This window comes from Paenibacillus contaminans (assembly GCF_003285015.1).
GTDB lineage: Bacteria > Bacillota > Bacilli > Paenibacillales > NBRC-103111 > Paenibacillus_V > Paenibacillus_V contaminans.
In genome coordinates, this window is sequence record NZ_QMFB01000001.1 from 564,979 (window position 1) to 591,958 (window position 26,980).

Sequence of the window (26,980 nt, forward strand, 5' to 3'; positions counted from 1 at the left end):
CATGCAAAGATGAAGCTTCACTATTCTTTGGATTCCGCGATCGTACTGGACGAGGAACAGGGAAAACGGATCTTGGAAAGCTTGCGGAAGGCAAATGTCGGTACGATTTGGCTCTGGGGATTTTTCTTCGGCAAGCTTTGGTCGCCGATTCCAGACATGGTGCGGGCTGCAGCTGTTTTGCGGGATGCCGGCTTTGAGGTCGGCGTTATTCAGCTTCCTGTCGGACACCCTGGCAACGGATTGAATCCGGAGGACGATTCGCTGGATTTGAAGCTCCCTTCCCATTGGCGTTACCGGGTCAGCCGGGAAGGGGAGGACGTCTATTATTGCGCGGACATCGAACCCAATATGATTGCGGACAATCGTTCGTCGATCGAACAGCTGACGAAGGAAGGTTTTACCAAATTTTTTATGGACGACGATTTGCGTATGGGCAATTGGGGAAAGGACATCGAAGGAAGCTTTGACGAACAAAGCATCGCATCGTTTAATGCCGCTTACGGCTGGAACGTCGATCGTTCCGAGCTTCATGCCATTTTGAACGCGGACGTCCAATCACTGATCAAAAAAGACTGGGTACGCTACAATTGCGAGAAGCTCGCCGGATTTATGGATGCGATGGCGCTCCCCGGAACGGAACTGGGCCTAATGGTCATGCATTTGGGCGATGAACGTCACGGCATCGATATTTCGATGCTGAACGAGCGGGTGCCGGACTGCATGTTCCGGGTCGGCGAGTCCCATTTCAGCGATCAAGTGTTTCAGACGCCTGAGGACAAGGCGGACGAGATGTTCAGCATGATGCTTCATCTGGATGCGATGGGAAGAGATCGCACGTTCAGCGAAACGACCGTGTTTCCCCCGCGTGCGCTGAGCGAAAAGCATCTGGTTTATAAAGCCCAAATGGCTTTGGCACTGGGGATACCCAATATTTTGTTTATGAGCGGCACTTGGCTTATTAGCGAAAGCTATTGGGAGAAGGTGGAGGAAAGCCGTCCGCAATTGCTGCAGCTTGACCGTTACTTGAATGCTCCGCGAGCTTATCCCGTTCATGTCGCTTACGGCACACACGGATATGTCGAATCGATCGATGTCAATCTGCTTCCCTTATTTGCCGGTTTGCCGGCTATCCCCATGCGCAGCGGAAGAGAGGTTTATCATGAGTCCGGCGGCGGGGAATGCTTGCTGTTTTTCGGAGCGCAAGACATTACGCCGGAATGGGAAACCCGATTTGCGAAGTATAGCAGAATCATCATGGATCAAACGGCAATCGAGCGGAATGAATCGAAGCTGAGAAGCGGCGGAATCGTTTATGAACGATGGGAGCGGGAGAGCGATTCCGGTACGGAGGAGCGCATTCAGCTGCTGCGTAAGAAGCTGGCGGACGGGAATATGGCTTTTCCAAGCGTCAGCAAAGGGGATTTTGTCTCGCTAATCTGGCTGAAGGAAGCGGATACGGTCATCCTGTTAAATCTGGAGGATAAGCCGAAGCAAGCGGCTCTAACTTATTTGGGGGCCGAGCGGGAAGTGGAAATGGGCGCTTTGGAAATCGTTTGCTTGCCGTTATCGCGACAGGGGGAATGACATGTTGATTGCAGATGAAGGCCTCAGGGAGAAGCGTTTTTGGGAGTCGCCGTCGCCCGCTATCGAGCTGGATCGTGCGATAGAAGAAGCATTGCAGAAGATCGATTTAAGCCTTCGAACGTTCGGGCACGGTTTTTTATCGCCTATGACGGAAGGCAACCGGTATCAAGCTTCGAATAATACCGGATGGACGTCAGGGTTTTGGACCGGTATTCTATGGCTCGCCTACGAGCTGACCGGGAAAGCCGATTATCGCTTGGCAGCGGAAGCGCATGTCGAAAGCTTCGCGGAGCGCTTGGCCAATAATGTCGAGTTGAACCATCATGACATCGGATTTTTATATACGCCATCCTGCGTGGCAGCCTACAAGCTGACCGGCAATGAGCTTGCCAAAGAGACGGCAATGAAAGCTGCCGAGCATCTCATGATGACCCGTTATGAGAACGGGGCAGGCATTTTTCGGTGCTGGTCATGGGGCAAATATGCCGAGCCTCCTTATAACGGGAATGTGATCATCGATTCGCTCATGAATATGCCGCTGCTTGCTTGGGCGTCGGAAATCGCGGAAAAGCCGTCTTTAAGGGAAGCCGCCTTCAGGCATATCGAGAAAGTGACGGCCAATTCGGTTCGGGCAAACGCATCCACGTATCATGTATTTTATTTCGATCCGTCATCCGGCTTGCCGATGTATGGAGAAACCGCACAAGGATATTCGGATGAATCCTGCTGGGCGAGAGGACAATCATGGGGCGTTTACGGTTCCGTGCTGAATTACTCGTATTTTAGGGACCAAAGGCTTCTGGACATTTCCCGCAAGCTTGCCAACTATTTTCTAAACCGGACGCCGGAAGATATGATCGCTTATTGGGATTTTGATTTTAAGGACGGAAGCGGAGCGTATAAGGACAGCTCGGCTTCGGCCGTAACGGCTTGCGGGCTGCTGGAGCTTGTGAAATGGCTCGATAACGAGGAAGAAAAACGATATTACGTTAATGCTGCGCTTCATATCGTAAAGCAATTGCATGAACGATATACGTCGCGCGAACAAGAGGACTCGTCCGCTTTGCTCTTGCATGGCGTAGGAAGCGTTCCCCATCAATCCGGCGTTGACGAAGCCAGCTTATTCGGCGATTACTTTTATATGGAAGCGCTGGTGCGTCTAAAGAAAAATTGGTCCCCTTACTGGTAGCCTGCTTCCGGCTATACTTGGAATTCTTCATTTCGATAGTTTCAAGGGAATCCCTTGTGCTATATATAATCCTCAGGAGGAATCGTTATGTCGAATGAAAAGCTGGAGCAGGGTTCGGAACAAAAGCCGGACCAGGATCGGACGAAGGAAAAAGACGTTAAAGTGAGCCGCAGAAAGCTGCTTGCCGCCTTGGGGATGACCGGCGCGGCGCTGGCGGCGGGCAAATTGCTTACTGGAACCGCATACGGGAAAGGAGAGGAGTTATCGGTTTCCGACTCGGTTTACAAAGCGAAGGTGAAAAAACTGACGACGATTCCGGACGACGACGTATCGGTCCAGCAGCCTATTACCGGTGCGATTACGAGGACGCAGCATGATAAAAACGCCGAAAACGTCAGCATCGCGGACTTCGGCGGGCAGACGGACGGCGTTACGGACGACACGGCTCCTCTGGCCGCAGCGATGAGCACGCTTACGGACGGGGGCGTTATCCGGCAAAGCGGGCGTGTCCGGCATCAGCCCGGTACGCTGCCGAGTGTCGATATCGTGGCCAATTATCGGGATTTTGCCGTAATTGGAACGGACGAGAAGCTTGCAAATCCCGAGTTTACGGGGAGTGCGGCCGGCTGGAGCCTAAGCGGCTTTACATACGGCTCCAATGCCGTGGCTCATTCGACTGGTTCCGTAGGTTATGTGGAGCAGGCGTTTACGGTTGAAGCTTATACGACATATGTCATTGTAGCGGAGGTTAACTCTTCCATTGCCGGCAATATCCAGCTTCTGATCGACGGCTACCCCGTGCTGGACAGTATCCAGGACTATTACCTAGTTGCAGGCAGCCGCACCGTTCAGCTCGGCTACTTCAGCAACTCGACGAACGGATCGAAGGCATTCCGGTTTACGACCGATACGGCTTGGGCGGGGTCCGTTACCAAGATCTCCATCGTCAAGATTGCGAACGAATCGGAAGCTGCGTTTGTTGCGGCATCGGCGGACGATAAACTGCTGCGTATTCCGAACATGATCAAATTCGGAAGGTTTAACGCTTCCAATGTGGCGATCGGTGACCGTACGACCGCTTCGACCTGGCTTTACGATTCGTGCTGGAATATTGCGATCGGCGCCAGGGCGCAGCAATTCAATCAGGTAGGCTTCGAGAATGTGGCAGTAGGGTCGATGGCGCTTCAATATAACTATGCCAGCAGGAACAGCGCCTACGGGTACAGTGCTTTACGGTATAATACAAGCGGCCAATACAACACAGGTTTAGGGTATAAGGCGGCTATATTAAATACGGAAGGTTCTTACAATACGGCTATCGGATTCCATTCGGGATTTCAAAACACGGTCGGCAACCAAAATACGAGCGTCGGTTATCAGGCGATGTATAATAGTCTTAAAGATTCGTATAACACGGCGATCGGCAGCCAAGCGGGGCTCAACTGCGCCGGGGATTCCAATACGTTTCTCGGAGCGCTGTCGGGATATCTGAATTTAGGCGCTGTTAAATATCCCTATGCGCGTACGACTTCATTGGGATCCGAGACTGCGGCATATGGAGATGAGAACACGGCCGTCGGCTGGAACGCCCATATCGGCACCCAAAGCGCTGCGGTAAACAATTCGTTTGCCGCGGGTACTTGGTCGCTTGTTGCAGCGAGCTATGCGACGGCAGTAGGGGACAGGGCGAGCGTGAGCTCGGGAGGCATTCGGGCGACGGTCATCGGCCAAGCGGCCAGCTCTTCCTCCGAACAAGGCGTTTCGGTCGGTTATCAGGCGTCGTCTGCTGGAAACTTTACGACTACCCTCGGTTCGCAAGCAGGAATCAATCAGACGGGAACTTATGCGACATTCGTTGGATTTGGCGCCGGAAATGTTGGGACGTCGACCTCATACACGAACATTACTTGCCTTGGCGCCGGTTCATCCGTAACAGCCGGTGATCAGCTGCAATTAGGAAACTCTTCTGTAACCGCTTACGCGTATGGCGCGGTTCAGAATCGCTCCGATGCCAGAGACAAGGCGGACATTAAGGATTCGCCGTTAGGGCTGGATTTTATTACGAAGCTGCGGCCGCGCCAATACCGATGGGATTACCGCGAAGATTATCGGACGCTTAAGGAGGACGGCTCGTTCGAGAGCTCGCCGAAGGACGGCAGCAAAAAACGCAGCAGGCTGCATGACGGCTTGATCGCCCAAGAGGTGAAAGAAACGCTGGATGAGTTAAACATCGATTGGGGCGGCTTCCAGGACCATCAAATAAAAGGCGGGCAGGATGTGCTTTCCATCGGTTATACTGAACTTATCGGGCCGTTAATTAACGCCGTCAAAGAGTTGAAGGCGGAAATCGATCAGCTCAAAGCGGAACGACGCAATATAAGTTGAGCCAAGGAACGTCAAGGAGACAGAATGCAAGGGGCTCTCTATCCTTTGTTCAAAATGTAAGACTTTATGCCTCGATATGCTGTAGTCCGAAATAACCCGCTTGGAACAAGGAATCAAGGTCTGCCTTACGCTGGAGTCCGATTTTGCCTGCTTAGAGTACGGATTCACAAGTGTGCCGAGCAAAATACCCGCTGCAAGCGGGCGTTTTCGGACTACAGGCGGTGAATGGAAGCCGTACTCGATTCCAAGTGGGCAAAATCGGACTGCAGCTTCGCTAACGAACAAACGTATATCGAACACCAAAGCTGCCGCAAGGAGCTCTTCTCAAACTTAAATAGAAGAAGTATACGGTATGATGGAGTCTCCGTTATGCAGGATCGGCGGGGACCCCATCATTTCTGCTAGAGCCGGAGGGATAACGCCATGCTGCGCAAATTCAGCCTTAGAAAGCTATCTATCTTTCCAAAGCTTATCCTTACTTTTCTGCTGATTACCGCTCCACTGTTCGGCTTAAGCCTAACGCTTAACGAATTGGGCAAAAAAGAAGTGCAGCAGCAGCTTAACACGACGATGGCCTCGCAAATTCATTATTATTTCTTGTCGCTTGAGAAGGAAATCGAGCAAATCGTTCGCGTGCAAGAGGAAATGGTTAATGACGAAGATTTGCAGAAGCTGACCGGATTGCTCACGATCCTCTCGCATTACGAGAAAATGAAAGCGCTTAATGAACTGGCGAATAAATTGAAAAAAATAAAGGAAAGCAGCCAGTATATTCAAAATGTCAGCTTATTCATACCTGCGGTTCAAGACGTGATCACAACGTCGGGCGACATACCCGTTACGAGGGAACAGATGGAGAGCATTTCGCTCGCCGGCTTTAATAAAGGATTTCCTCTGATCTATTGGAATGACCGGTTATTTTTAAGCGTGAATTTTCCGCACTATAATGCCCTGAATCCCTCGCAAAACGCACTGCAGTTTATCATGCAGGTCGAGCTGTCCGCCGAAACCGTTCGGGAGGAGCTCGGCAAGTTCCACCAGCAGGGGGAAACGGTGCTTTTCAGCGATTATTGGGCGATCGGAAGCCATAAAGATATCGGCGAGTTTCGTGAAATTAACGAGAAGCTTACCGATCAGACCGCCCCGAAGGGGGTTTTTACCGTTTCTTTGGATCATGGCCGGAGTTATGTGGGGATTTATGAAAAATCACTTTCGCTGGATGCGACCGTTCTATTTTTTCTCGAAGAAAATAAACTGCTCGGCACCTTGAAGTCGTACCGAAACTGGTTTTGGCTGCTGCTCGGCAGCTCGGTCGTCATTTTATGTTTATTTTCGTACGGCATCTACTTGCTGATCCATCGTCCGTTACGAGATTTGGTCAAGCTGTTTAAAAATGTCGAGAAGGGCGATTTCAACGTCGCCGTCAAACATAAAAATCAGGATGAATTCGGTTATTTATTCAAGCAATTCGAGAAAATGCTGGGCAATCTGAAACAGCTGATCGATGAAACCTACGTTCAAAAAATGGAGCTGCAAAGCTCGGAGCTAAAGCAGCTTCAGTCGCAAATCCATCCCCATTTTCTTTACAACAGCTTTTTTACCCTTCACCGGTTAATTAAAAACTATGATATCGATTCGGCTCAGCTCATTTCCAAAAATTTGGGCGAGTACTTTCAATATATAACAAGGAATGCGCAGGCGGAGGTTACGCTTGCGGATGAGGTCGGCCATGTCCGGTCGTTTACGGCTATTCAAGGCGTTCGTTTCTCCAAGCGCATCCAAATCGAATTCGAAGAGCTGCCGGAGAAAATGGCAAATGTGAGAGTACCGCGACTCATTCTTCAGCCGATTGTCGAGAACGCTTTTGAGCATGGCCTGGGTGAAAAGATGCGTTCGGGACTCATTCGCATAAGCTTCGAACTTTCGAATCAGATGGTTTCGATCATCGTAGAAGACAATGGGACTGATTTGGATGACTCTGTGATCGACGGGCTGCGCAGCAAGATGGAACGGCATGTAGCGGGCAGCGAAAGCACCGGCTTAATCAATGTGCACAGGCGGTTAAGGCTGAAATACGGCGCGTTGAGCGGACTCGAGCTGTCTCGCAGCAGCTTCGGAGGTTTGCAGGTCAGGATACTAATTCCGACAGGGAGTGGCTAACTATGCTTCGTATGTTAATTGTCGATGACGAACCGGTAATCGTAGACAGCATGTTTCATTTATTTCGCGAATCCGTTCACCTTGAGCTGGAAATATACCGGGCATACGATGCGGAGGAAGCGATCGAATACGTCCAAACAAATCGGATCGATATCGTCCTGTCGGATATTCGCATGCCCGGAATGAACGGAATCGAGCTGCAAAAGATCATTTTGGAGCATTGGCCGCAGTGCAAAATAATATTTCTGACCGGTTATGTGGACTTCAACTATGCCCAGCAAGCGATTCGCAACGGCGGAGTATCCGACTATTTGCTGAAAAACGAAGATGACGACATGATTTTGCAAACGGTGGAGCGGGTCATCGGGGAGATTGAGAAGCATTCCTTCAACGAGCAGCTGATACACCGAAGGCAGGACGAGCTCCAATCGGCATTGTCCGCGGCGCAGAAAGAGGTTTTGCTGCAGGTTGTAAGCGGTCATACGCCCGCTCCGGACATACTCGCATTAAAGTTTGCGCAGTTTGAAATTCCGCTTGATCCGTGGAAGCCTGTTTTTCTGTTTATCGGGCGCGTGGATCATTGGGCCGTCTATGAAGAGCAGGACCGTTCCGTTCTGGCATATGCCATACAAAATATCATTGAAGAACATCTCGATTCCATCGCAAGCTCGGTATCTTTCCGCTTTGATGAAACTCGGTTTTTGTGGATGCTGCAGCCCAAACCGCATTTGCAGGAAAAGCTTCTCGGCGTCAGCGTATCCGGCTGCTTGGAGGATGCCCAGACAGCATGCAGACAACTGCTGAAATTGCCGGTCTCGTTTGCCATCGGCAGGGAGGCCGAGGAGTGGCAGGCGATCGAAGCCCAGTTTTATTATTTGAATCTGCTTCTCGGGCAAGGACTGAACGGGGAAGAAGAGCTGTTTATTCAAGAGCAGGTCGTCAAAGAGAACATGCCCGGGTTGGATAAAGGAACGAACCATATTACCGGCTCCAGACACTTACGCAAAGAAATCTCGCTGCTTGAGCAATATTTGGAAACCGGCAACAACAAGGATTTTACCGAACAGCTTCAAAAAATGATGAACAGCGACGGCTCGCGGGATTTGGTCGAATCGCTCGAAATGTTTCATACCGTTTCGCTTTGCCTGATCACTTACGCCAATCGAACAGGTTTCGTTCATCTGACTGCCTCGAAGCCGGATTTGAATAAATTGACCCAGTTTCATGCGCATCGCTCCTGGTCGGATGTGATTGCGTATTTCATCGATTTCGCCGGTAAGCTGTTTGCGAGCAGGCAGGAGGATCCGGATCACGGCGTACAGCGAACGGTGCAATTTATTAAGCAGTACATTTCAACCCGCTTGGAGCAGGACCTGACGCTCACAACCTTGTCCGCGCTCGTCCACCATAGTCCAACCTATTTATCGAAGCTGTTCAAGCGCGCGGCAGGCGTAACGCTGTTCAATTATATTACGGAATGCCGAATGGTCAAAGCGAAGCAATTGCTTGGAGAAACCGCGATGAAGGTTCATGAGATCGCCGCTGCGGTCGGTTATGAAGCAACGCCTCAATTTACGCGCATTTTTAAAAAATGGTACGGCATCACCCCTCAAGAATATCGGGAACATGCGGACGCTTTATTGATAGCGGAAGGCAATCCCGGCTAAGAAAAGGCAAGAAAAGCCTGTATGTCGGCAAAATTCCCGGTTTTATAATAGCGATAAGCGAGCTTGTATGAAGTTGAGAGTATGAAGCCAGACACCCAATGCTAGAGTCCAGGGGGAAAAATGAATGACAAAAAACATCTTAAAAATAATGTTTATTTGTACCCTGTTGGCTGCGTCGGCATGCACAATCAGCGATTCAAGCCCGAATACGGAGCGAGGAGGTGCAGGAGGCGCCGCAACTGAGGGAAACGGTTCCGGCCAAGCAGCCGATCCGTTTCATCCGTTAGGGAAAATGAATCCTCCCATTGAGGTTACCGCAGTGAGGCAGGCCAATCCCTGGAAATTTGAAGACGGAGAAACGATCGAGAAAAACGGCTGGACGGAAATATACGAGCAAGAGCTCGGCATCAAGCTGAAATATTTATGGATCTCCGATCAATACGCGCAAAAAATGAACGTGACGATGGTGTCCGGTAAGCTGCCTGATATTTTGCCCGTGGATGGTACGCAGCTGAAGCAGCTCGCGGAAGCGGATATGCTTGAGGATTTATCGGAAGCGCTGGAGAAGTACGGCTCGCCGGAGTTAAAGGAGATACTGTCCAAAGATAAGGGAGTTGCTTTAGATTCGGCGACATTTAATAACAAGCTGCTGGCGCTTCCTTTTCTGGGAAGCTACACGGACACGGCCCCGCTCCTCTGGATCCGAACGGATTGGCTTGCCAAGCTCGGGTTGCCTGAACCTCAATCATTCGCAGACGTTCTGGACATAGCCTACGCTTTCGTCGAGCGGGATCCGGACGGAAATAACATGAAGGATACGTTTGGATTGGCCGTCTATAGGGATTTATGGAGCGATTTATTTTCGCTGGACGGTTTTTTCAACAGCTATCACGCTTATCCGAAAAGCTGGATTCAGGATGCGAACGGAATGCCGGTCTATGGGAGTATCCAGCCTGAAGTCAGGCAAGCTTTAACCAAACTGAATGAACTATATAGGTCGGGAATATTGGATGAAGATTTTGGTATAAAGGATGTATATAAAGTCGGCGAAGCCGTTAATAACGGGAAAATCGGAATGACGTTCTCGACGCACTGGCTGCCCAACTACCTGCTAAGCGGCAAGGAGCGGGATAGCAAGATGGAATGGAAGCCGTTTCCATTGCTGTCGATTGACGATCAGATTGCGAAGCCAAGAGCCAACTATAGTATTCGGATCTACTATGCCGTCCGTAAAGGGATGGAGCATCCCGAAGCCGTCGTCAAAATGATGAATGCCCAAATTCATGATTGGGGGGAGAAATACCCGGTTACCAGGATCGGTGCGAATAACGGCATTGACAAGTGGACGTATGCGCTCATTTTAAACAATAACCCGACTCAAAATTTGGATGCGCATCATCATATCATGAAAGCCTTGACGGAAAACGACGAAACCGCTCTTAGTAAGGATCCGGGTGAGCTTCGCGTGTATAACTCCATCCGGAAATATCTTGCAAACGGCGACTTGGCAGGCTGGGGGGCGTACAACATTTTCGGACCGGCCGGATCGCAGTCCGTTTATGCAAAGTATAAAGAGGACAATACATTTATGATGTCGGAATTTATCGGAAGTCCGACGGCGACGATGGTCGCCAAGGGGGTCATTCTGGACAGGCTGGAGCTCGAGACGTTCACGAAAATTATCGTAGGGGAATCTCCGATCGAAGCGTTCGATGTTTTTGTGGACAATTGGAAAAAGCTAGGCGGGGACCAGATGACCAAAGAAGTTGCGGAAGCGATTAGAGAATAATGAAGCGAAGCAGGAGAGGAGCACTATCAATATGGAGGTCATAGAAATAACGGTAGGTCATCAGGGCGCTGCCTTAACGGGAACGACGAATGAAATCATCCAGCTGGCGATTGATCGCGTATCTTCGCTAGGCGGGGGAATCGTTACACTGCTGCCGGGGAAATATGCCATGCACGATTCGATTCATTTGCGCTCCAATGTCGTTCTTAGAGGCAGCGGAACGGATACGGTTCTCTGGAAGCCGCCCAGCGTTAGCTCGCCTGTTAAAGGGCTTAACGGCTACGGATTATATGCCGTTGCAGTCGATCATCCGGACAAATTCGATATCGGCTCGGGTATTTTCATTACCGATGATTTGTCGAATGCGTTCTACGATACGGTTGCGACGGTTTGCTGGAAGGATGGGAACGACCTCGGTCTTAGCAAACCTTTAAACCATGACATATCCGCAAGGGCTAAAGGTACGGCGACGACGGTTTATCCGATCGTTTGCGGATATGACGTGGAGAATGTGCGATTGGAGCATTTCGTCATTGAAGGCAATGCTTCCGAAAACAAATATATTCACGGCTGCCGGGGCGGGGGCGTTTTCTTTATGCGTTCCAAGCATATCCAGATGGCTAACCTGACTGTGAAGGATTATAACGGCGACGGCATCAGTTTTCAACAGTGCATTAATACGCATATCGAGAATTGTTCATGCCTGAATAATGCCGGAATCGGCTTGCATCCCGGAAGCGGATCAGTCGGTTTTGTCATTCGAAATTCAACGTTTCGGGGAAATAAGGAGGATGGCATTTACTATTGCCTAAGGGTTTCCTATTCCTCATGCGAGAATTGCATCATCGAAAACAACGGACGCGACGGCTTATCCATCGGTCATCGCGATACGGATCTCATCATACGCGGCAATCTGGTGAAGGGAAACGGGCGTTATGGCGTCTATTTACGCAATGATGCGGGCGGACGGTCCGGCGACAGGGTGCTGATCGCCCATAACGAATTTCAAGACAACTGCGCAGATTCGGGAAATGCGGAGCTTTTCTTCGACGCGGCTGCGGAAGATGTGCGTTTAATCGGCAATGCGTTTACGGCAGTTGAGCGCCAAAGAGATTCATTGTTTTCGGGCGTTTATGTGAATCATCCCGGCTGCATAGGATATATCGACGGCAACAGGACGTCCGGCTATTCTTTGCTCTCAGCGGATTCTGCGACTTCCTTGATCAATTTTTCGACGGCTTTGCCCGAGCAAGCGCTTGACGTCGAGCATAAGCCTGTTCCCGCCGGAGCGATGAGGCATTTGAACGGGTGAAAGCGTGAGACGCGGAGATTAATCGTCATTCGAGAAAGGAGTGGCAGTTGCCGAATGGTTAGTTTTGCAGATGAGCATGAGGAAAAGCATATTCACTACAAATTCCCTTTGACCGAATATTCAACGCTGGAGGAATGGGAGCGCAAACGCGCAAAAATACGGGAGCGCATTCTTTTCAGCGCCGGCCTTATGCCATTTCCTAAAAAAGACGAGTTGAATGTCAAAATTTTCGACAAGGTGGAATTCGATGATTTTACTGTCGAAAAGGTTACGTTTACTAGCCTGCCCGGTTTTGAAGTGACGGGGAATTTGTATAAGCCGAGATTCCTTGCCGGGAAAGTGCCGGCCATATTAAACCCGCACGGCCATTGGCTGGGAGGCAGGCTGGATTATGCCAATCGAAAACAAGCCTACGAAGCGCCGGACTCCGTCCAGGAGCCTGTTCGCAATGCTAATTTTGCTAAAATGGGCTTTGTTTCGTTTTCCTATGATATGGTCGGGTACGTAGACAGCCGGCAGCTTGATCATCAGTTTGAGGGAGAATTGCACGCGTTATGGGGGATAAGCCTGCTAGGGCTGCAGCTATGGAACAGTATACGAGCGCTTGATTTTGTGTCGTCGCTTCCGGAGGTCGATTCGAATAATATCGGCTGTACAGGCGCATCGGGCGGGGCTACTCAGGCGATGCTGCTAGGAGCGGTTGACGATAGACTGAAGCTGCTGGCGCCGGTTAATATGATTTCGGCCCATATGCAAGGAGGCTGCCGATGTGAAAATGCGCCCAATCTTCGCATCGTCACGAATAATGTGGAAATTGCCTCGGTTTTCGCGCCTAAACCGATGCTTGTAACCGGTTGCTCGGGAGATTGGACATGCAATCTCGAGACTGTCGAGTTTCCTGCTATACGGAATATCTATCGGTTATATGGAGCTGAGGATCGGGTCGGCAGCTTTTTTGACGATGCGCCTCACAACTACAATAAGAAGACCCGCGAGGCGGTATATCGCTTTTTCCGAAGCCATTTTCTCGGCAAAGACGACTGGTGGCATGAGCAGCCCGTTGATTTTGGGGAAGACTGCTCGATGTTGAGAATTTATCCGATCCGGATGGAGAGCGAGAAAAAGGATGAAAGGTATGCTATGTGCTTATTCGCGCAGCTGAAGGAGGAGAAAGCAGCTTTTTTGGCTGAGGTAATCGACAAAATTAAAAGTACGATTGAAGGACACGGAAAGATCTCACAGGAAGATTCGGAAGGAGAAACGAACCGGCTTTTTAAGCGGTTAGAGCACGTATTTGAGCTGGATACGGATTTGGATAAAGATCTGGATAGTTTGGGCAAAAAAGACGTTCAAGCAAGCGGCAGTGCAGCAATAATTGTGAGGCTGAAAGATGCAGGATCGGCAGAAGGCGATCAAAGACTGGAAGCTTTATTGCAAGATCGCAGGGCGAATTTTCAAGAAATGTTTACTTATACGATTGCAGCCGGCGACTCCTTTCGACCGTTCGGAGCAGATCGTTCGTTAGCCGCGCATTATCATACGTACAATATGTCCAAACCGGTAAGAGCGGTTCACGAGTTTTTGCAATTCTATCGAACCGTGCGGCAAAAAGCGTTTTCCTCCATTGAGGTGTTCGGATTCGGCGAAGCGGGATTAGTCGTATTGGCTGCTCTGCCTTTTGTCGGCGATCTGGACCGGGCGTACCTCCATGTACACGAATTTGATTTCAATGACGATACACACTATATCGACCGGTTTTTCGTGCCGCATTTCTGTTCGGCAGGGGGATTTAACGCTTCGCTGCTGTTTGCGCCGAGTCATCGAGTAGAACTAATTCGGTAATCCGAAAACAATAGAACGCAGCTCCCGTCAAATCGTGACGGGGGCTTTTTGCGTTTACGCAAAGTGGATCGTGACAGCGGCTTTAACGAGCATAACACACGGGGGAATAATCGTTTTTCGTCAGGAATAGCCGGTGTGAGGTTCGGAAGCATCTTGGCGGACTCCAGCGCATGCAGCGACGAACAAGCGTGGAGGATGGGGACAAAAGCAGGTTCATTCAAGATGGCAAACTTGGCAAATGAAAGACAAGATAAGCCTGTAGAGGGAGTTTTATGCGGAAACCTATAATCTAGTTAGCAAGTATTCAGGCTTTCTGCAAACGCGAAAGGGGAGGGCGCTTATATAGAGGTCAGGTAAGGAAACAGGAAGAAAACTTGCTTTTCAATACTTGTATTGGGGGAATATCCATGATCAAACAGGTTAGCAATTGGAAATTAAAACTTTTTTCCGGATTGGTGATTACAGCGCTTACGGCCACCGCTTGTTCATCCGGCTCCGGCAGCAATCCGAGCAGTTCTCCATCACCGGCATCTTCGCCGAAAGCTACTGAGAATAATGAAAACGCAAACAAAACCGAAAAACCGAATCAAGATCCGGTAACGATACGGATTGGAACTAACTTGTATAACGAGGCGTGGGAAAATAAGGAAACGTGGGCCAAGTTCACTGCAGATTTTAAGAAGAAATATCCTTGGATTACTCTGGAGTTTATTTTTACAGGCATGGGTTCGGAAGTAAAGGAAGCGTTGAACAGGCAAATTGCAGCAAAGGAGCCCTATGACGTGTTCTGGGGTTCGACGCTTCGGGATTTCGTCGACGAAGGTTATGCGGAGAATCTGACCCCGTATATCGAGAAAAGTCCGGATTTTAAAGCATTCAAATTTAAGCCCGGGGTTATCGACTCTTTCCAAATCAATGGGCAGCAGTGGGCGCTTTCACGCGGTAATGACGCCTTCTTACTCTTTATCAATAAAGATATATTCGCCCAGCGCGGCGTAGATCTGCCGAAGAACAATTGGACTTGGGACGATTTTCGCAAGACGGCCATCGCTCTGACCGATCCCGGGAAGAAGACTTGGGGGCTGCAAGATATTTCCTCATGGGAATTGTTTATTACAGGTGTCATTCCATACAGCAATGGACACACGACGAATACGCGGATGTTAAGCAAAGATCATCGCACGAGCATTGCCAATTCTCCGGAAGTACTGGAAGACTTGCAATGGTTTCAGGATTTGAAATTAAAAGACGGTGCTGCACTGACAAGTAAATTGATGAGCGAGAACAAAATTGAAGGGGACACCTGGATGACGGGCAATGCGGCTATCACCGTTCAGCCTTCGCCGATTATCCCTGTTTATAACAGCCAAGTGAAGTTCAACTGGGACATTGTCCCATTGCCGGCAGGAACAGCTCAGCAAAAGGGCATTGGGTTTAATAGTCCGATGTTTCTGGCAAAGGCATCGAAAAACAAGGAAGCGGCTTGGACCTTTATGAAATGGTGGACTACCGATCCGGATGCGCAGCGCATTCTTCAAGATATCGGCGGAACGTTCCCGGCCACCAATGATGAGAAATTGGTCGACGCTTTTAAAAATGCGGAAGTTTACAGCAAAGTAAACAAAGAAGCGCTTGCGATCGCAGCAAGTGTGACAGAGCCTGACATGTGGGGTACCGTTCCTGCAGGAGACAAGGGAATGACGGCTTACGAAGGATTCAGGAAAGCGGAAGAAGAAGGAAAAACCGCCTACGATTATTATCCGCAAGCGGTAGAGAAGCTGAACAAGGAGTTTGCGGAAGCTTGGTCCAAAACAACGAAATAAGCGGCCTATAGGAGTTGGACATCGGTATGCCACCTAAGCACGCATGGGGTATACCGGTGTCATTCTCTAATTAGAGAGAGGAGCGCGTGTCCGAATGGGGAAAGTCACCTTTCATCATATCCACAAGCAATATCCCGGTGAGAAGCGGTATTCGGTTCATGATTTCCACTTGGATGTGCAAGACGGCGAGTTTCTCGTACTTGTCGGTCCTTCCGGTTGCGGCAAGTCCACGCTGCTTCGAATGCTGGCGGGCCTGGAGGAAATTACGGCAGGTGAAATCTATATCGGCGATCGCATGGTAAACTATGTGTCTTCCAAGGATCGCGATATCTCGATGGTGTTTCAGAACTATGCTTTGTATCCGCATATGAAAGTATATGAAAATATTGCATTCGGCTTGCGGCTGCGCAAGATGGCGAAGCATGAAATTCATGAGCGGGTTACCAAAGCTGCGCGAATTCTGGACATCGCCCATTTGCTGGATAAGGTACCTCGCCATATGTCGGGGGGACAGCGACAGCGTGTGGCGCTTGGGAGAGCCATCGTGCGCGAACCGGCGGTATTTCTGATGGACGAACCGCTATCCAATCTGGATGCGAAGCTGCGTGTGCAAATGCGCGAAGAGATTACAAAGCTGCATCGAACGCTCCATACGACGATGATTTATGTGACGCATGACCAGATAGAAGCGATGACGATGGGAACGCGGATCGTTGTCATGAACCGGGGAGTCATTCAGCAGGTTGGAACGCCAAGGGAAATTTATCATACCCCGGCCAATAAGTTTGTAGCCGGATTCATCGGCACTCCGCCAATGAATTTTATTGAAGGGCGGATTACCTTGCCGCAAGGGGAGAACGATTACTGCTTCGAAACGAGGCGTTATATGCTGACGATTGACAAGGATAAAGCCAAAGTGCTGGCAGCGGGAGGATACTTGAACAAGAAAATCATCCTTGGCATCCGTCCGGAGAAAATCGTCGCCGGAGAACAGGCGGAGCTTCCTCGTTTTGCCAAAAGCCAATTGGAAGGCAGTGTGGACATGGTCGAATTTTTGGGATCGGACATGTTCTTGCATCTGGATAACAAGGATCATATGCTGACTGTCCGCGTAGATGCGTTTCATGGCGATATCCAGGTCGGCGAGATGTTTCGGGTCGCCATTGATATGAACCAGGCTCACTTCTTCGATCCGGAGACGGAGGTTCGAATATGCTAAGGGCCGGCAGTGGCAGGAGGTTGCGATATGCGCTGGCTGCCCTTGCATTGCTAATGGTTGTTGCAGCAGGCTGCGGCCAACCCGGCAGGCAGCTCAGCAGAGCGGTAAGCGGCGAAGGCGGCAAGGGCTTGCTCACGCCAGGAGGTTATTTGGAATGGCTCGGCGAGTTGCGTAAAACGGGAGTGAGCGACAGCCAAAACGTCGATATCGCCATTACGGCCGAACAGTTTGCGGCAATTTCCGACCCGGCCCATTTTACGGGAGATGAAGAGGGATTGCTGTGGTCCGGTGAAAATGGCTGGATTGAATGGAAGGTCAGCGTACCGCAGGATGGCTTCTACAATATTAACGCTGTTTATGATGCTGCCGGCGACCGTCCGGTGGACATTGTGCGCGGGCTGCAAATCGATGGAAGCTATCCCTACAATGAGGCTGAGAATATCCGTTTGAAAAAGTCGTATGTACATGACCAATATCCGTTTCAGAAGGACGAATTCGGCAATCATATGCGGCCAAGATCGATAATTGCCCAAGGGTGGAAAGACATACAGCTTGTCGATTACAGTGTGGACCCTGCTCCATTGCGCTTTCATCTGACTAAGGGCGAGCATTTGATCCGCTTGGTAGCCGTATCGGAACCCATGAAGCTGAAATCCTTGCGCATTCAGTCGCCCCGGATATTGGGCGAATATGCTGAGCCTGCTGCAGGGCAAGACCTTCAAGGGGACTGGGTCCAGATTGTAGAAGCGGAAAATATATACCGCAAATCGAATACTTCGATTCAGATTACCTCCCAAAACCATGCGACGATCTCGCCGTCAACGGGGGGGAGTATGATTTACAATGCCCTTGGCGGGGAGCAGTTCAAGCAGCAAGGACAATGGGTGGAATGGCGCTTTGAGGTGCCGGAGGCCGGTTATTATGAAATAGGCATGAAATATTTGCAATCTTACTTGAATCAATTTTATGCGTTCCGGACTTTTTCTATCGATGGAGTTGTGCCTAATCAATCCATGCTGAACGTAGGGTTTCCATATAGTACGGAATGGCATAATATGACGCTCAACGATAACGGCGGGCAAGCGATGTTATTTTATCTCGATCAGGGAGAGCATACCGTACGAATGACGGTTAACGCAGCGACTGCGATGCCGATTTATCAGAGTCTGATTCGCAATATCGAGCTTATTTCCGATCTTGAATATTCCATCCGCAAAGTAACGGGCAATTTTGATCGTTCCTCGGGTGCCGGAAACATCGATTTGAACCGGGACTGGGATCTGGTTAAGTATATCCCTGACTTAAACGACCGGATGAATGAAATCATAGATGATTTGAATGTTCAAGCCGGCAGGTTGGCCGCCATGTCGACAGGTACTACGGATACGGAGAACAGCTTTCGCATGGCCGTGAGTGAATTGACCAAGCTGCGCGATCACCCGCGTGAAATGGCGAACCGGCTCGATGTGTTTACGAAAATTCAATCGAATCTCGGTACATGGCTGTTTCGGCTGCAGGATCAGCCGCTCGCGCTCGACTATTTGTGGGTTGCCAAGCCCGGCTCGAAGCTGCCGAAGGCGGAGCCGACCATGCTGCAGAAGCTTGGGCATACGTCGCTTTCATTCATCCGGACATTTACGAAAGATTATGATTACCGCCGGAAAACGCCGGGTGCGATCGATGTATGGGTGAATCGCGGGCGCGATTATGCAGACCTGATCCAAAGGCTGGCAGACGAGACGTTTACACGCGAGACAGGCGTGGCCGTGAACGTAAATCTTGTGCCTGATCCGAACATGTTCATTCTCGGAAACGCCGCAGACATCCAGCCGGATGTAGCGCTTGGATTGGATAATACGATGCCGGTCGATTTTGCCATTCGCGGTTCCATGCTCGATTTGTCCCGGTTTGATGACTTCGCGGAAGTAGCGGGCAGATTCCGGCCCGAGCAGATGGACGTTTTTTCGTATGACGGAGGGACTTACGCCATTCCTGAAAATCAAAACTTCAGCTTGTTGGTATACCGGAAGGATATACTTGGCGCACTTGGACTGTCAGCCCCCGATACGTGGGATGATCTGTACGGGATGCTGCCGACGCTGCAGCAGAACGGTTACAACTTCTATGTAAACCCGAAAGACCATCTGCCGTTCATGTATCAGAATGGAGCAAGCTATTACACCGATGATGCGTTGGAATCGGGACTCAATACTACTGAATCGCTGCAGGCGTTCCAGCAATGGACCGATCTGTTCACCTTATATCAGTTGCCCTCGGATTTGCCGGGATTTTTCACTCACTTCAGGCTCGGAGACATTCCGATCGGCATCATCGATTTTAACCTCTACTTACAGCTTCAGTTTGCGGCTCCGGAGATCGCCGGTAAATGGGCGATCGCCCCGATTCCGGGGACGAAGAAGGCGGAGGACGGTACGATTGAACGTTGGGCGGGCGGAGCCATGCAGGCAGGTGTCATTTTCCAAAAGACATCGCGCAAGGAGGATGCCTGGCGGTTTCTGAAATGGTGGACATCGGACGAGATCCAAGCCAGGTTCGGCAATGAGATTGAAGCGCAGTACGGCCCGGAATACCGCTGGAATACGGCCAACCGCGAGGCGCTCGGCACCTTGCCTTGGCCTAGCAAGGATCTGGAGATCATTCAAGCGCAGCTCGAGTGGTATAGGGAAATTCCGCAGGTGCCCGGCGGATATTTTACGGCAAGACAGCTGGATTTCGCCTGGAATGATGTCGTGGTGGCCAAGAAGAAGGCAAAGGGTTCGCTGGAGAAAGCGTTTATCGATATTAATCGGGAAATGTCGCGTAAGCAGATCGAATTCGGGCTGAGGGATGTGGAAGGAAATATAGTGAAAAAACCGATGCTGCCGTCCGTTCTGCGTGAACGAAAAGAAGGAGGTGAAGGGCGATGACGCGGATGCTGCACAAAGTTTGGGATAACCGGATTTCATATCTGTTTATTGCCCCTTTCCTGATTTCGTTCCTGCTTTTTATCGTCATTCCGGTTTCAGCGGCAATTGTGCTGTCGTTTTTTACCTTTAACGGCATTAGCAGACCGGAATTCGTCGGGTGGCAGAACTTTTTGTCCATCGTGAATAATGACCGGATATTTCTGCAATATGCAATACCCAATACGTTCAAATTTGCCGTTGTCGTCGGACCGCTGGGGTACGCGGCTTCCTTCCTGCTTGCGTGGCTGATTCATCAGCTGCCCAAGTCTATGCGCGACATTTATACACTGGCCATCTATGCGCCTTCGATTGCAGGCGGCGTGGCGATGGCCGTCGTCTGGATCGTCTTTTTCAGCGGCGACGAGATGGGGTATCTCAACCGATTCTTACTGGATGTCGGCTGGATCGGCAAACCTGAGCTGTGGCTGCAGAATCCCAAGCATTTCATGAACATCATGATCGTCATTTCGATCTGGAGCGCGATGGGCGTCGGTTTTCTCGCCATGCTCGCGGGACTTCAAACGGTCAACAAGGAAATGTACGAAGCGGGAGCGATCGACGGCATTTCCAATCGTCTGCAGGAGATTTTCTACATTACGATCCCGGCGATTAAACCGCAAATGCTGTTTGGCGCCGTTATGGCCGTCGTCGGCACCTTGAAGGCGGGGCTGATCGGGAACGAGCTCGCCAAAGCGAGCGGGCAAGCGGTTACGCCGCAATATTCCGGCCATCTGATGATCAACCATATCGATGACTTTGCGCTCATTCGTTACGAGTTCGGTTATGCTGCAGCGCTGTCGGTCATTTTGCTGCTAATCGTTTACGGAGCCTCCCGGATCGCCTTTATTTTGTTTGGGACGGAGGAGGGCGAATGATGAAGCGCTTTGTGAAAAAGCTGGCGAGGCATTGGAAGAGCACCGATTTTTTTCAGAAAATGCTGCTCGTCCTGTTGACCTTGCTCGCAGCGTTCATGCTGCTGCCGATCGTTTTTATTTTTAACCATGCGTTCAAGCCGATCAATGAGCTGTTTTTGTATCCGCCGCGTTTTTTCGTCCAGCATGCGACACTGGAAAACGTCACTAACCTGATGTTCAAGACGCAGTCGACGGCCATTCCGTTCACGCGTTATTTGTTCAACAGCATCATCGTTTCGGCGGCGACGCTGATCGCGGTTATCCTCGTCAGCTCGCTGGCGGCGTACGCGTTTTCGAAGCATGAATTTCCGGGCAAAAAGCTGTTCTTTGCGTTAACGATCGTTTCGCTCATGTTCGCTCCCGAGGCGGTCATCATCCCGCGTTATCTCGTTGTAGCGAAGCTCGGCATCATGAACACGTATTTTGCGCATATTTTTCCGTTTATCGCCGCTCCGGTATCCGTATTTCTGTTCAAGCAGTTCGTCGACCAGATTCCGAGAGATTTGATTGAGGCGGCGAAAATAGACGGGGCGAAAGAGTTTCGCATTTACTACGGGATTGTTCTTCCGGTATGTATGCCGGCTGTCGCGACGATCGGCATTTTGACTTTTCAAGGAACGTGGTCGCAGTCGGAAACCTCGACGCTGTTCACGCAGGTCGAGTCGCTCAAAACATTGCCGTATTATGCGATGACGCTGACGAACGGGCTGGCGAATAATGTGGTCGGCCAAGGGATTGCGGCGGTAGTCACCCTGCTGATGTTCCTGCCGAACCTGATCATTTTCCTGCTGTTCCAGCGCAAAGTGATCGCGACGATGGCGAACTCGGGAATCAAATGAAGGGGGGGATGGAGATGCGGCGATATTTCTTTAAATTACTGGTCATCCTCTTGATTTCCTTTGCAGTTGCGGCCAGTTCGGCACTGCCGGCATATGCTGCGCTGCCTTACCGGACTTCATCCACAGATTATACGGGAGAGGGGATACCGTCCCCGGATGCCTACAAGCCGCTTAAGACGGTGAAGGGATTCAGCGGTCCGGAAGATCTATTTATTACGGCGGACGATGAAATTTACGTGGCGGATACGAAAAATAACCGGATCGTCCATCTCGATGCGGAAGGCAACGTCGTTCGTTATATTCCATCCGAAACCGGCAAAGTCGAGGATGCCCGGAAAAAGGCGCAGCTTCGCGGGCCGGAAGGAGTTTTCGTCAGCAAAGACGGCAGTATTTATGTGGCTGATACCGGAAATCGCAGAGTTGCCGTTTTTGACAGTAAGGCGACTTATCAGCGGGAATACGTCAGCCCGCCCTCGCAGTTTATTCCCGCGAATTACTTATTCGTCCCCTCCAAGGTCGTCATCGATCCGCGCGGTTATTTGTATATTGCGAATAAAGGCGGCTACCAGGGATTGCTTCAATTGACGTTCGAAGGCGAATTCGCCGGGTTTTTCGGCTCCAACAAAGTGCAGGCGGACTGGATCGACCGCATCAAGCGCAAGTTTTATACCGAACAGCAATTGGCAGAGGAAGACAAAAAGCTGCCGGGCGTCATCTCGAATATGACGATCGATGAGCGCGGCTTTATCTATACGATAAACCGCAACATGGCGCGAGGGCAGATCAAAAGGCTGAATGCCGCGAGCTACGATCTTCTGGGAGATATTAATTTCGCCCCGTGGGACAATGCGATGAGCAAGACAAACTTTCTCGATATCGCCGTCGACTCCAGGGGAATGATCACGGCGATCGAAGAGGGCAGCGGCTTTATTGACCAATACGATTCCGACGGCAATGTCATATTCACCTTTGGCGGAAGCGGTAAGGAGGATCGTTACGGGCTGCTGCAGAGGCCGACCGGACTCGTTGTCAACTCGCGCGGCGATCTGATTATTGCCGACGGGGATTTGGATATTCTGCATTGGATGGTTCGGACCGAATTCGGCGAGCTTGTACACCGCGCAATCAGCTTATCTTCGCAAGGCGATTATGAAGAGGCGCTGCCCATATGGAAACATATTTTGCGCTATAACGGCACGTTCGAACGCGCTTATCAGGGCATAGCCAAAGCGCAGTTCGGCAATAAACAATTCGCCGAGGCGATGGATAATTTCTCCATTGCCCGGGACAAGGACGGTTATTCGGAAGTGTTCTGGGAGTATCGGATGATCGGGATGCAGCGTTACTTTGGAAGCGCCATGACCGTTTTGCTGGTTGCCGGCGCTGTACTGTTTGTGCTGAGACGCTACCTCAAACAGCGCCGCAAACGGCTGCGGCAACAGGGGGGAACCAGGTCTCAAACTGCGAATGACTGGTTTTACTCTCTTCAAATCATCGGTCGCATTTTGCGGAAGCCTGCCGATACCTTGTATGATATCGCAAACTCAAACCGGATCAAATTTGCCGTCCCGGTCGCAATTGTTGCAGCTTCCTTCATCGTAAACATTGCCGGCAAGGCTGTCGTCAGCTTTATATTTTCCGACGTTCGGTTTCGGGATCTAAACCTAATGGTTGAAGCGGGTGCGTTTCTGGGACTTTGGCTGGTATGGGTGCTTGCCAATTATTTGACCGGATCGGTTATGCAGGGCGAAGGGACGATGAAGAAAGTATTCGCGGTTAATGCTTATGCGATGGCGCCTGTCCTGTTGTTCACGCTGCCGCTTCAGCTGTTATCCAATGCGCTGACGCTGCAGGAGCTGGCGTTTTATGATGCGGCGATGCGTATTATGCAACTGTGGATGCTTGTCCTTATGTTCATCGGTACGATGATGGTGCACAACTACAATTTGAAGGAATCGATCCGCATGTCGGCGGTTTCATTATTCAGCTTGGTATGTATTTCGCTGTTTGCTTTTGCGCTTGGAGGGCTGGTGTACGGCGCAATGGATTTCTTTACGCAGCTGGGACAGGAGTTGGTCAAGCGTGGTTAGGTCGATCAAGGCTTGGATAAGAAAGAAACGAATCATGCTGATCACAGTCTTCGGCCTAATCATGATCGGACTGTACATCGCGGCTACCGCCGGTTCAAGCGGGGTCATGGAAGGCGATTATTCGAAGGAGCGGGCCGTCAGCTTTATGAATGCCATGACGTTCGAAACCGGCGTTCCCGATAACGATCGGGTCAGCAAGGGCGGTCTTGACTGGTACAAAATGACATCGCACGGGAATCTGCAGCTATGGCTGGAGCCGCTCGCCGGCAATATTGCGATTGAGGATACTGACGCAAGCACCTGGTGGACCAGCAGGCCTGCGGAGGAAGAAGTAAAGTCGGCTGGAGGCAAAGGGTTATGGGCGACCAATTTGCAAGCGCCGGTTCTGTTTGAATATATCAAACAAGAAGAAAAGGGTGCGAACCTTACAGCCGGCAATACGCTTGAGCAGCAGGCTAAGGTCGGATGGCGGGTAATCGAGGGCGGTGTCGGCATTCGCTATGTGATGGAAAGTCTGGGGATTTCGCTATACGTCGAATGTACACTCACCGAGCAGGGGTTCAACGTTCATTTGCCTAAGCAAGGCATAGTGGAGGAAAGCGGGCATCGCTTGGCGACTTATCAAGTGTTCCCATTTCTCGGCGCCTCGCTTAACGGTCCGGAAGGCTTCCTGTTCGTCCCTGACGGACCGGGCGGCTTAATTCGCTTCAACAGCGAGGTGAATGCGAAATGGAAGCCCTACGATTACCCGGTGTATGGCACAGACAGCTCGGCACCCCCGCCGGAAGATTATTTCACACGTGACGATATCGCTTTTCCGGTGTTCGGCATCAGCCGCGGAAAAAGCGGGTTCCTTGCCGTCATTGAGCAGGGGGAGTTCCATGCGGACATTATCGCAAGCCCGGCGGGGCTGCAGACCATATTCAACCAGGCGAACGCACAGTTTAATGTACGCCGTCCGTACTACCAGCCGAAAGGCTTAACCAGCAAAACGGCCGTCTTTGAGAAAGGCAGATTCGAGTTCGCTTCAACCGTTCGTTACATGCTCTTGAAGCCAAATCGGACCGGCTATGCCGACATGGCGAAAGCATACCGCGCGTATCTGATGGAAACGAAAGGGCTGAAGAAGCTTGAAAAAACCGGCGTCGAACCGCCGCTCTTCCTCAATGTACTGATGGCGGCGATGGAGAAAGGGCCGCTTGGAACAAAGACGGTCGTGGCCACAACGTTCGCACAAGCTCAGGCGATGGCGGAAAATTTGCATCTAGCGGGTATCAAAAATATGGAGCTTGGTTTCGTCGGCTGGAATCCGGGCGGGCTGCCGGGCCATATTCCGAAGAAGCTCTCGATTGAAGCTGCGGTCGGAGGCGAGAAAGGACTCGCCGAGCTGGCCGGATTGGCCGAACGTTTGGACATTCCCGTTCGACTGGATCAGAACGTTACCTACGCGCGAGATAAATTCGGCGGAGGCTATTCAACCGACGATGCGGCAAGGATGATTACCGGAGAGATTAATAAGTTTAGCCGGATCGATCAGAAGCTTTTTCAATTCAATCCGAATTTGATCGCAGAGCAATACGTTCCTTCCATTACGGAGCAGATGAAGCGGCTGCCGATCAATCGAGTGTCGCTGGTTGGTTTAGGCGAATATCTGTACAGCGATTTTAACCGGAAGCGGTATACGGATCGAGAGTCCGCAGCCGCTGCGTACAATAAGGCGCTCGACACGGCGAAGTCCGCGTTCGTGAAAGTGTACACTTCGGGGGCGAAAGCCTACACCTTGGGCCACGTTGACCATTATTTCGGATTCCCGACAGAGTATAACTACGATATGCCGCTGAGCGAGCAGGTTCCCTTTTATCCGATCGCCTTGCATGGGCTTGTCACCTATTCTTCTACAGGAGGCAATGAGCGGCCGCAGCCGGTTGAGGGATTCCTCCGCGATATCGAATACGGGGCGCTGCCTAACTATACGCTCACGCATGAGGATCCGCGCATCCTGCGCAATACGCAGGCGAATACGCTTTTCAGCTCGCAGTTTGAAATTAACCGCGGGCAGATTTTGGATGAATATGCCGGATATGCGGAAGCAGGCCGAAACGTACAGGGAATGTTCATCGACAATCATCGCAAACTGGCGGAAGGCGTATTTGAGACGGTTTACGAGGGCGGAAAAACGATATGGGTGAACTACAATTCCACTCCGTATAACGCCGATGGTCATACCGTCGATCCGTTGTCCTTCCGTATCGTGGCCGAAGGGAGGCTGCCATAATGAACGAACCGCAAATTGTTGAAGGACGCATGAGCGCTGCGGAGCATCGCAAGCACGGCCGCCGTATGAAATGGCATATGGCAAAAGGAGGACTGCTATTCCTGGCTCCTTGGTTGATCGGCGTTATCAGCTTTGTTCTATATCCGCTAGCTTACTCCCTGTTTCTTAGCTTTCAGAAAGTAGGCATTTCGCCTGACGGCAGCGGATTCAAATATGATTTTGTCGGGATGGACAATTTTAAATATGCTTTTTTTCGCGACAACGTATTTCCGATCGAGCTTATGCTGTTCGTCCGCGAATCGTTACTGATCGTGCCGATTACCGTCATCTTTGCGCTGCTCGTATCGATCCTGCTCAACCAGAAATTTCCCGGAAGATTTTTGTTTCGGGCGATCTTCTTCTTGCCGGTCATATTTGCGACAGGGCAAGTGCTGCTTGCTTTGTTCGATCAGGGCCAGGGAGAGATCTCCTTCGCTAAGCAATACGATGTGGAAGGGTTGATATACAACTCCTTGCCGCAAATGATTGCGGAGCCGCTGGTCGGCATATTGGGCAAGTTCGTCATCATTTTGTGGTTTTCCGGCATTCAGATCGTCATCTTTTTGGCGGCTTTTCAGACCATACCGAAGTCGGTCTATGAAGCTGCGCAAATCGACGGGGCGACACCCTGGGAAAGCTTCTGGAAAATTACGTTCACGCCGATCGTCCCTTTCATTTTTCTTAATCTGGTTTATACGGTCGTGGACTTGTCCTTTAGTCCGTTCAATCCCATTTTAAAGCACATCTTGCTTAATATGATTAAGATTGATACAGGGTACGGCTATGCCAGTGCAATAGGGTGGATCTACTTTGCATTTATCATCCTTTTGGTCGGGGTATTGTTCGGCTTGGCCAGATTGTTCAGCTCGGGGAAGAAAGGGTGAGGA

16 protein-coding genes are annotated in these 26,980 nt (G+C 50.7%); all 16 read left to right on the top strand.

Features of this window, described 5'->3' with window-relative positions:
• The first annotated feature begins 9 nt into the window (after positions 1–9).
• The 16 genes from DQG23_RS02535 (at position 10) to DQG23_RS02610 (ending at position 26,977) form a co-directional block, all read left to right on the top strand.
• Positions 10–1,584 (top strand): hypothetical protein, encoded by a 1,575-nt coding sequence (locus DQG23_RS02535; RefSeq protein ID WP_113029201.1) that lies wholly within the window; start codon positions 10–12, stop codon positions 1,582–1,584.
• Between the two features lies 1 nt (position 1,585).
• Entirely contained in the window at positions 1,586–2,773 is a 1,188-nt protein-coding gene (locus DQG23_RS02540; protein ID WP_113029202.1) for a glycoside hydrolase family 88 protein, read from the top strand.
• Between the two features lie 87 nt (positions 2,774–2,860).
• The gene (locus DQG23_RS02545; RefSeq protein WP_113029203.1) at positions 2,861–5,158 is read left to right on the top strand and encodes a tail fiber domain-containing protein; all 2,298 of its coding nucleotides are present in this window, start codon (positions 2,861–2,863) and stop codon (positions 5,156–5,158) included.
• Between the two features lie 423 nt (positions 5,159–5,581).
• Positions 5,582–7,318 (top strand): sensor histidine kinase, encoded by a 1,737-nt coding sequence (locus tag DQG23_RS02550; protein ID WP_113029204.1) that lies wholly within the window; start codon positions 5,582–5,584, stop codon positions 7,316–7,318.
• Positions 7,319–7,320: 2 nt separating this feature from the next.
• The gene (locus DQG23_RS02555; protein WP_113029205.1) at positions 7,321–8,985 is read left to right on the top strand and encodes a response regulator transcription factor; all 1,665 of its coding nucleotides are present in this window, start codon (positions 7,321–7,323) and stop codon (positions 8,983–8,985) included.
• A gap of 124 nt (positions 8,986–9,109) precedes the next feature.
• Positions 9,110–10,774 (top strand): extracellular solute-binding protein, encoded by a 1,665-nt coding sequence (locus tag DQG23_RS02560; RefSeq protein ID WP_113029206.1) that lies wholly within the window; start codon positions 9,110–9,112, stop codon positions 10,772–10,774.
• 31 nt (positions 10,775–10,805) lie between these two features.
• Positions 10,806–12,086, top strand: coding sequence for a right-handed parallel beta-helix repeat-containing protein (locus DQG23_RS02565; protein ID WP_113029207.1), 1,281 nt, complete (start codon positions 10,806–10,808; stop codon positions 12,084–12,086).
• A gap of 54 nt (positions 12,087–12,140) precedes the next feature.
• Positions 12,141–13,928: an alpha/beta hydrolase gene (locus DQG23_RS02570; protein WP_113029208.1), complete on the top strand. Its 1,788-nt coding sequence runs from the start codon at positions 12,141–12,143 to the stop codon at positions 13,926–13,928.
• 407 nt (positions 13,929–14,335) lie between these two features.
• Entirely contained in the window at positions 14,336–15,751 is a 1,416-nt protein-coding gene (locus DQG23_RS02575) for an extracellular solute-binding protein (protein WP_113029209.1), read from the top strand.
• 94 nt (positions 15,752–15,845) lie between these two features.
• Positions 15,846–16,970, top strand: a complete 1,125-nt coding sequence (locus DQG23_RS02580) for an ABC transporter ATP-binding protein (RefSeq protein WP_113029210.1) — start codon at positions 15,846–15,848, stop codon at positions 16,968–16,970.
• A complete protein-coding gene (locus DQG23_RS02585; RefSeq protein ID WP_113029211.1) occupies positions 16,964–19,897 on the top strand; it encodes an extracellular solute-binding protein in 2,934 nt (977 codons plus the stop codon). Before DQG23_RS02580 ends, DQG23_RS02585 begins: the two co-directional genes overlap by 7 nt.
• A complete protein-coding gene (locus DQG23_RS02590) occupies positions 19,894–20,811 on the top strand; it encodes a carbohydrate ABC transporter permease (RefSeq protein WP_113029212.1) in 918 nt (305 codons plus the stop codon). Before DQG23_RS02585 ends, DQG23_RS02590 begins: the two co-directional genes overlap by 4 nt.
• Positions 20,808–21,689, top strand: a complete 882-nt coding sequence (locus DQG23_RS02595; RefSeq protein WP_192894539.1) for a carbohydrate ABC transporter permease — start codon at positions 20,808–20,810, stop codon at positions 21,687–21,689. The genes DQG23_RS02590 and DQG23_RS02595 overlap by 4 nt, the downstream gene beginning before the upstream one ends.
• A gap of 14 nt (positions 21,690–21,703) precedes the next feature.
• Complete coding sequence (locus DQG23_RS02600) at positions 21,704–23,779, top strand: YIP1 family protein (RefSeq protein ID WP_158560262.1); 2,076 nt, start codon at positions 21,704–21,706, stop codon at positions 23,777–23,779.
• A complete protein-coding gene (locus DQG23_RS02605) occupies positions 23,772–26,054 on the top strand; it encodes a DUF5696 domain-containing protein (protein WP_113029215.1) in 2,283 nt (760 codons plus the stop codon). Before DQG23_RS02600 ends, DQG23_RS02605 begins: the two co-directional genes overlap by 8 nt.
• On the top strand, positions 26,054–26,977 hold the full coding sequence (locus DQG23_RS02610) for a carbohydrate ABC transporter permease (RefSeq protein ID WP_238177716.1): 924 nt from the start codon (positions 26,054–26,056) through the stop codon (positions 26,975–26,977). The genes DQG23_RS02605 and DQG23_RS02610 overlap by 1 nt, the downstream gene beginning before the upstream one ends.
• Positions 26,978–26,980 lie beyond the last annotated feature (3 nt).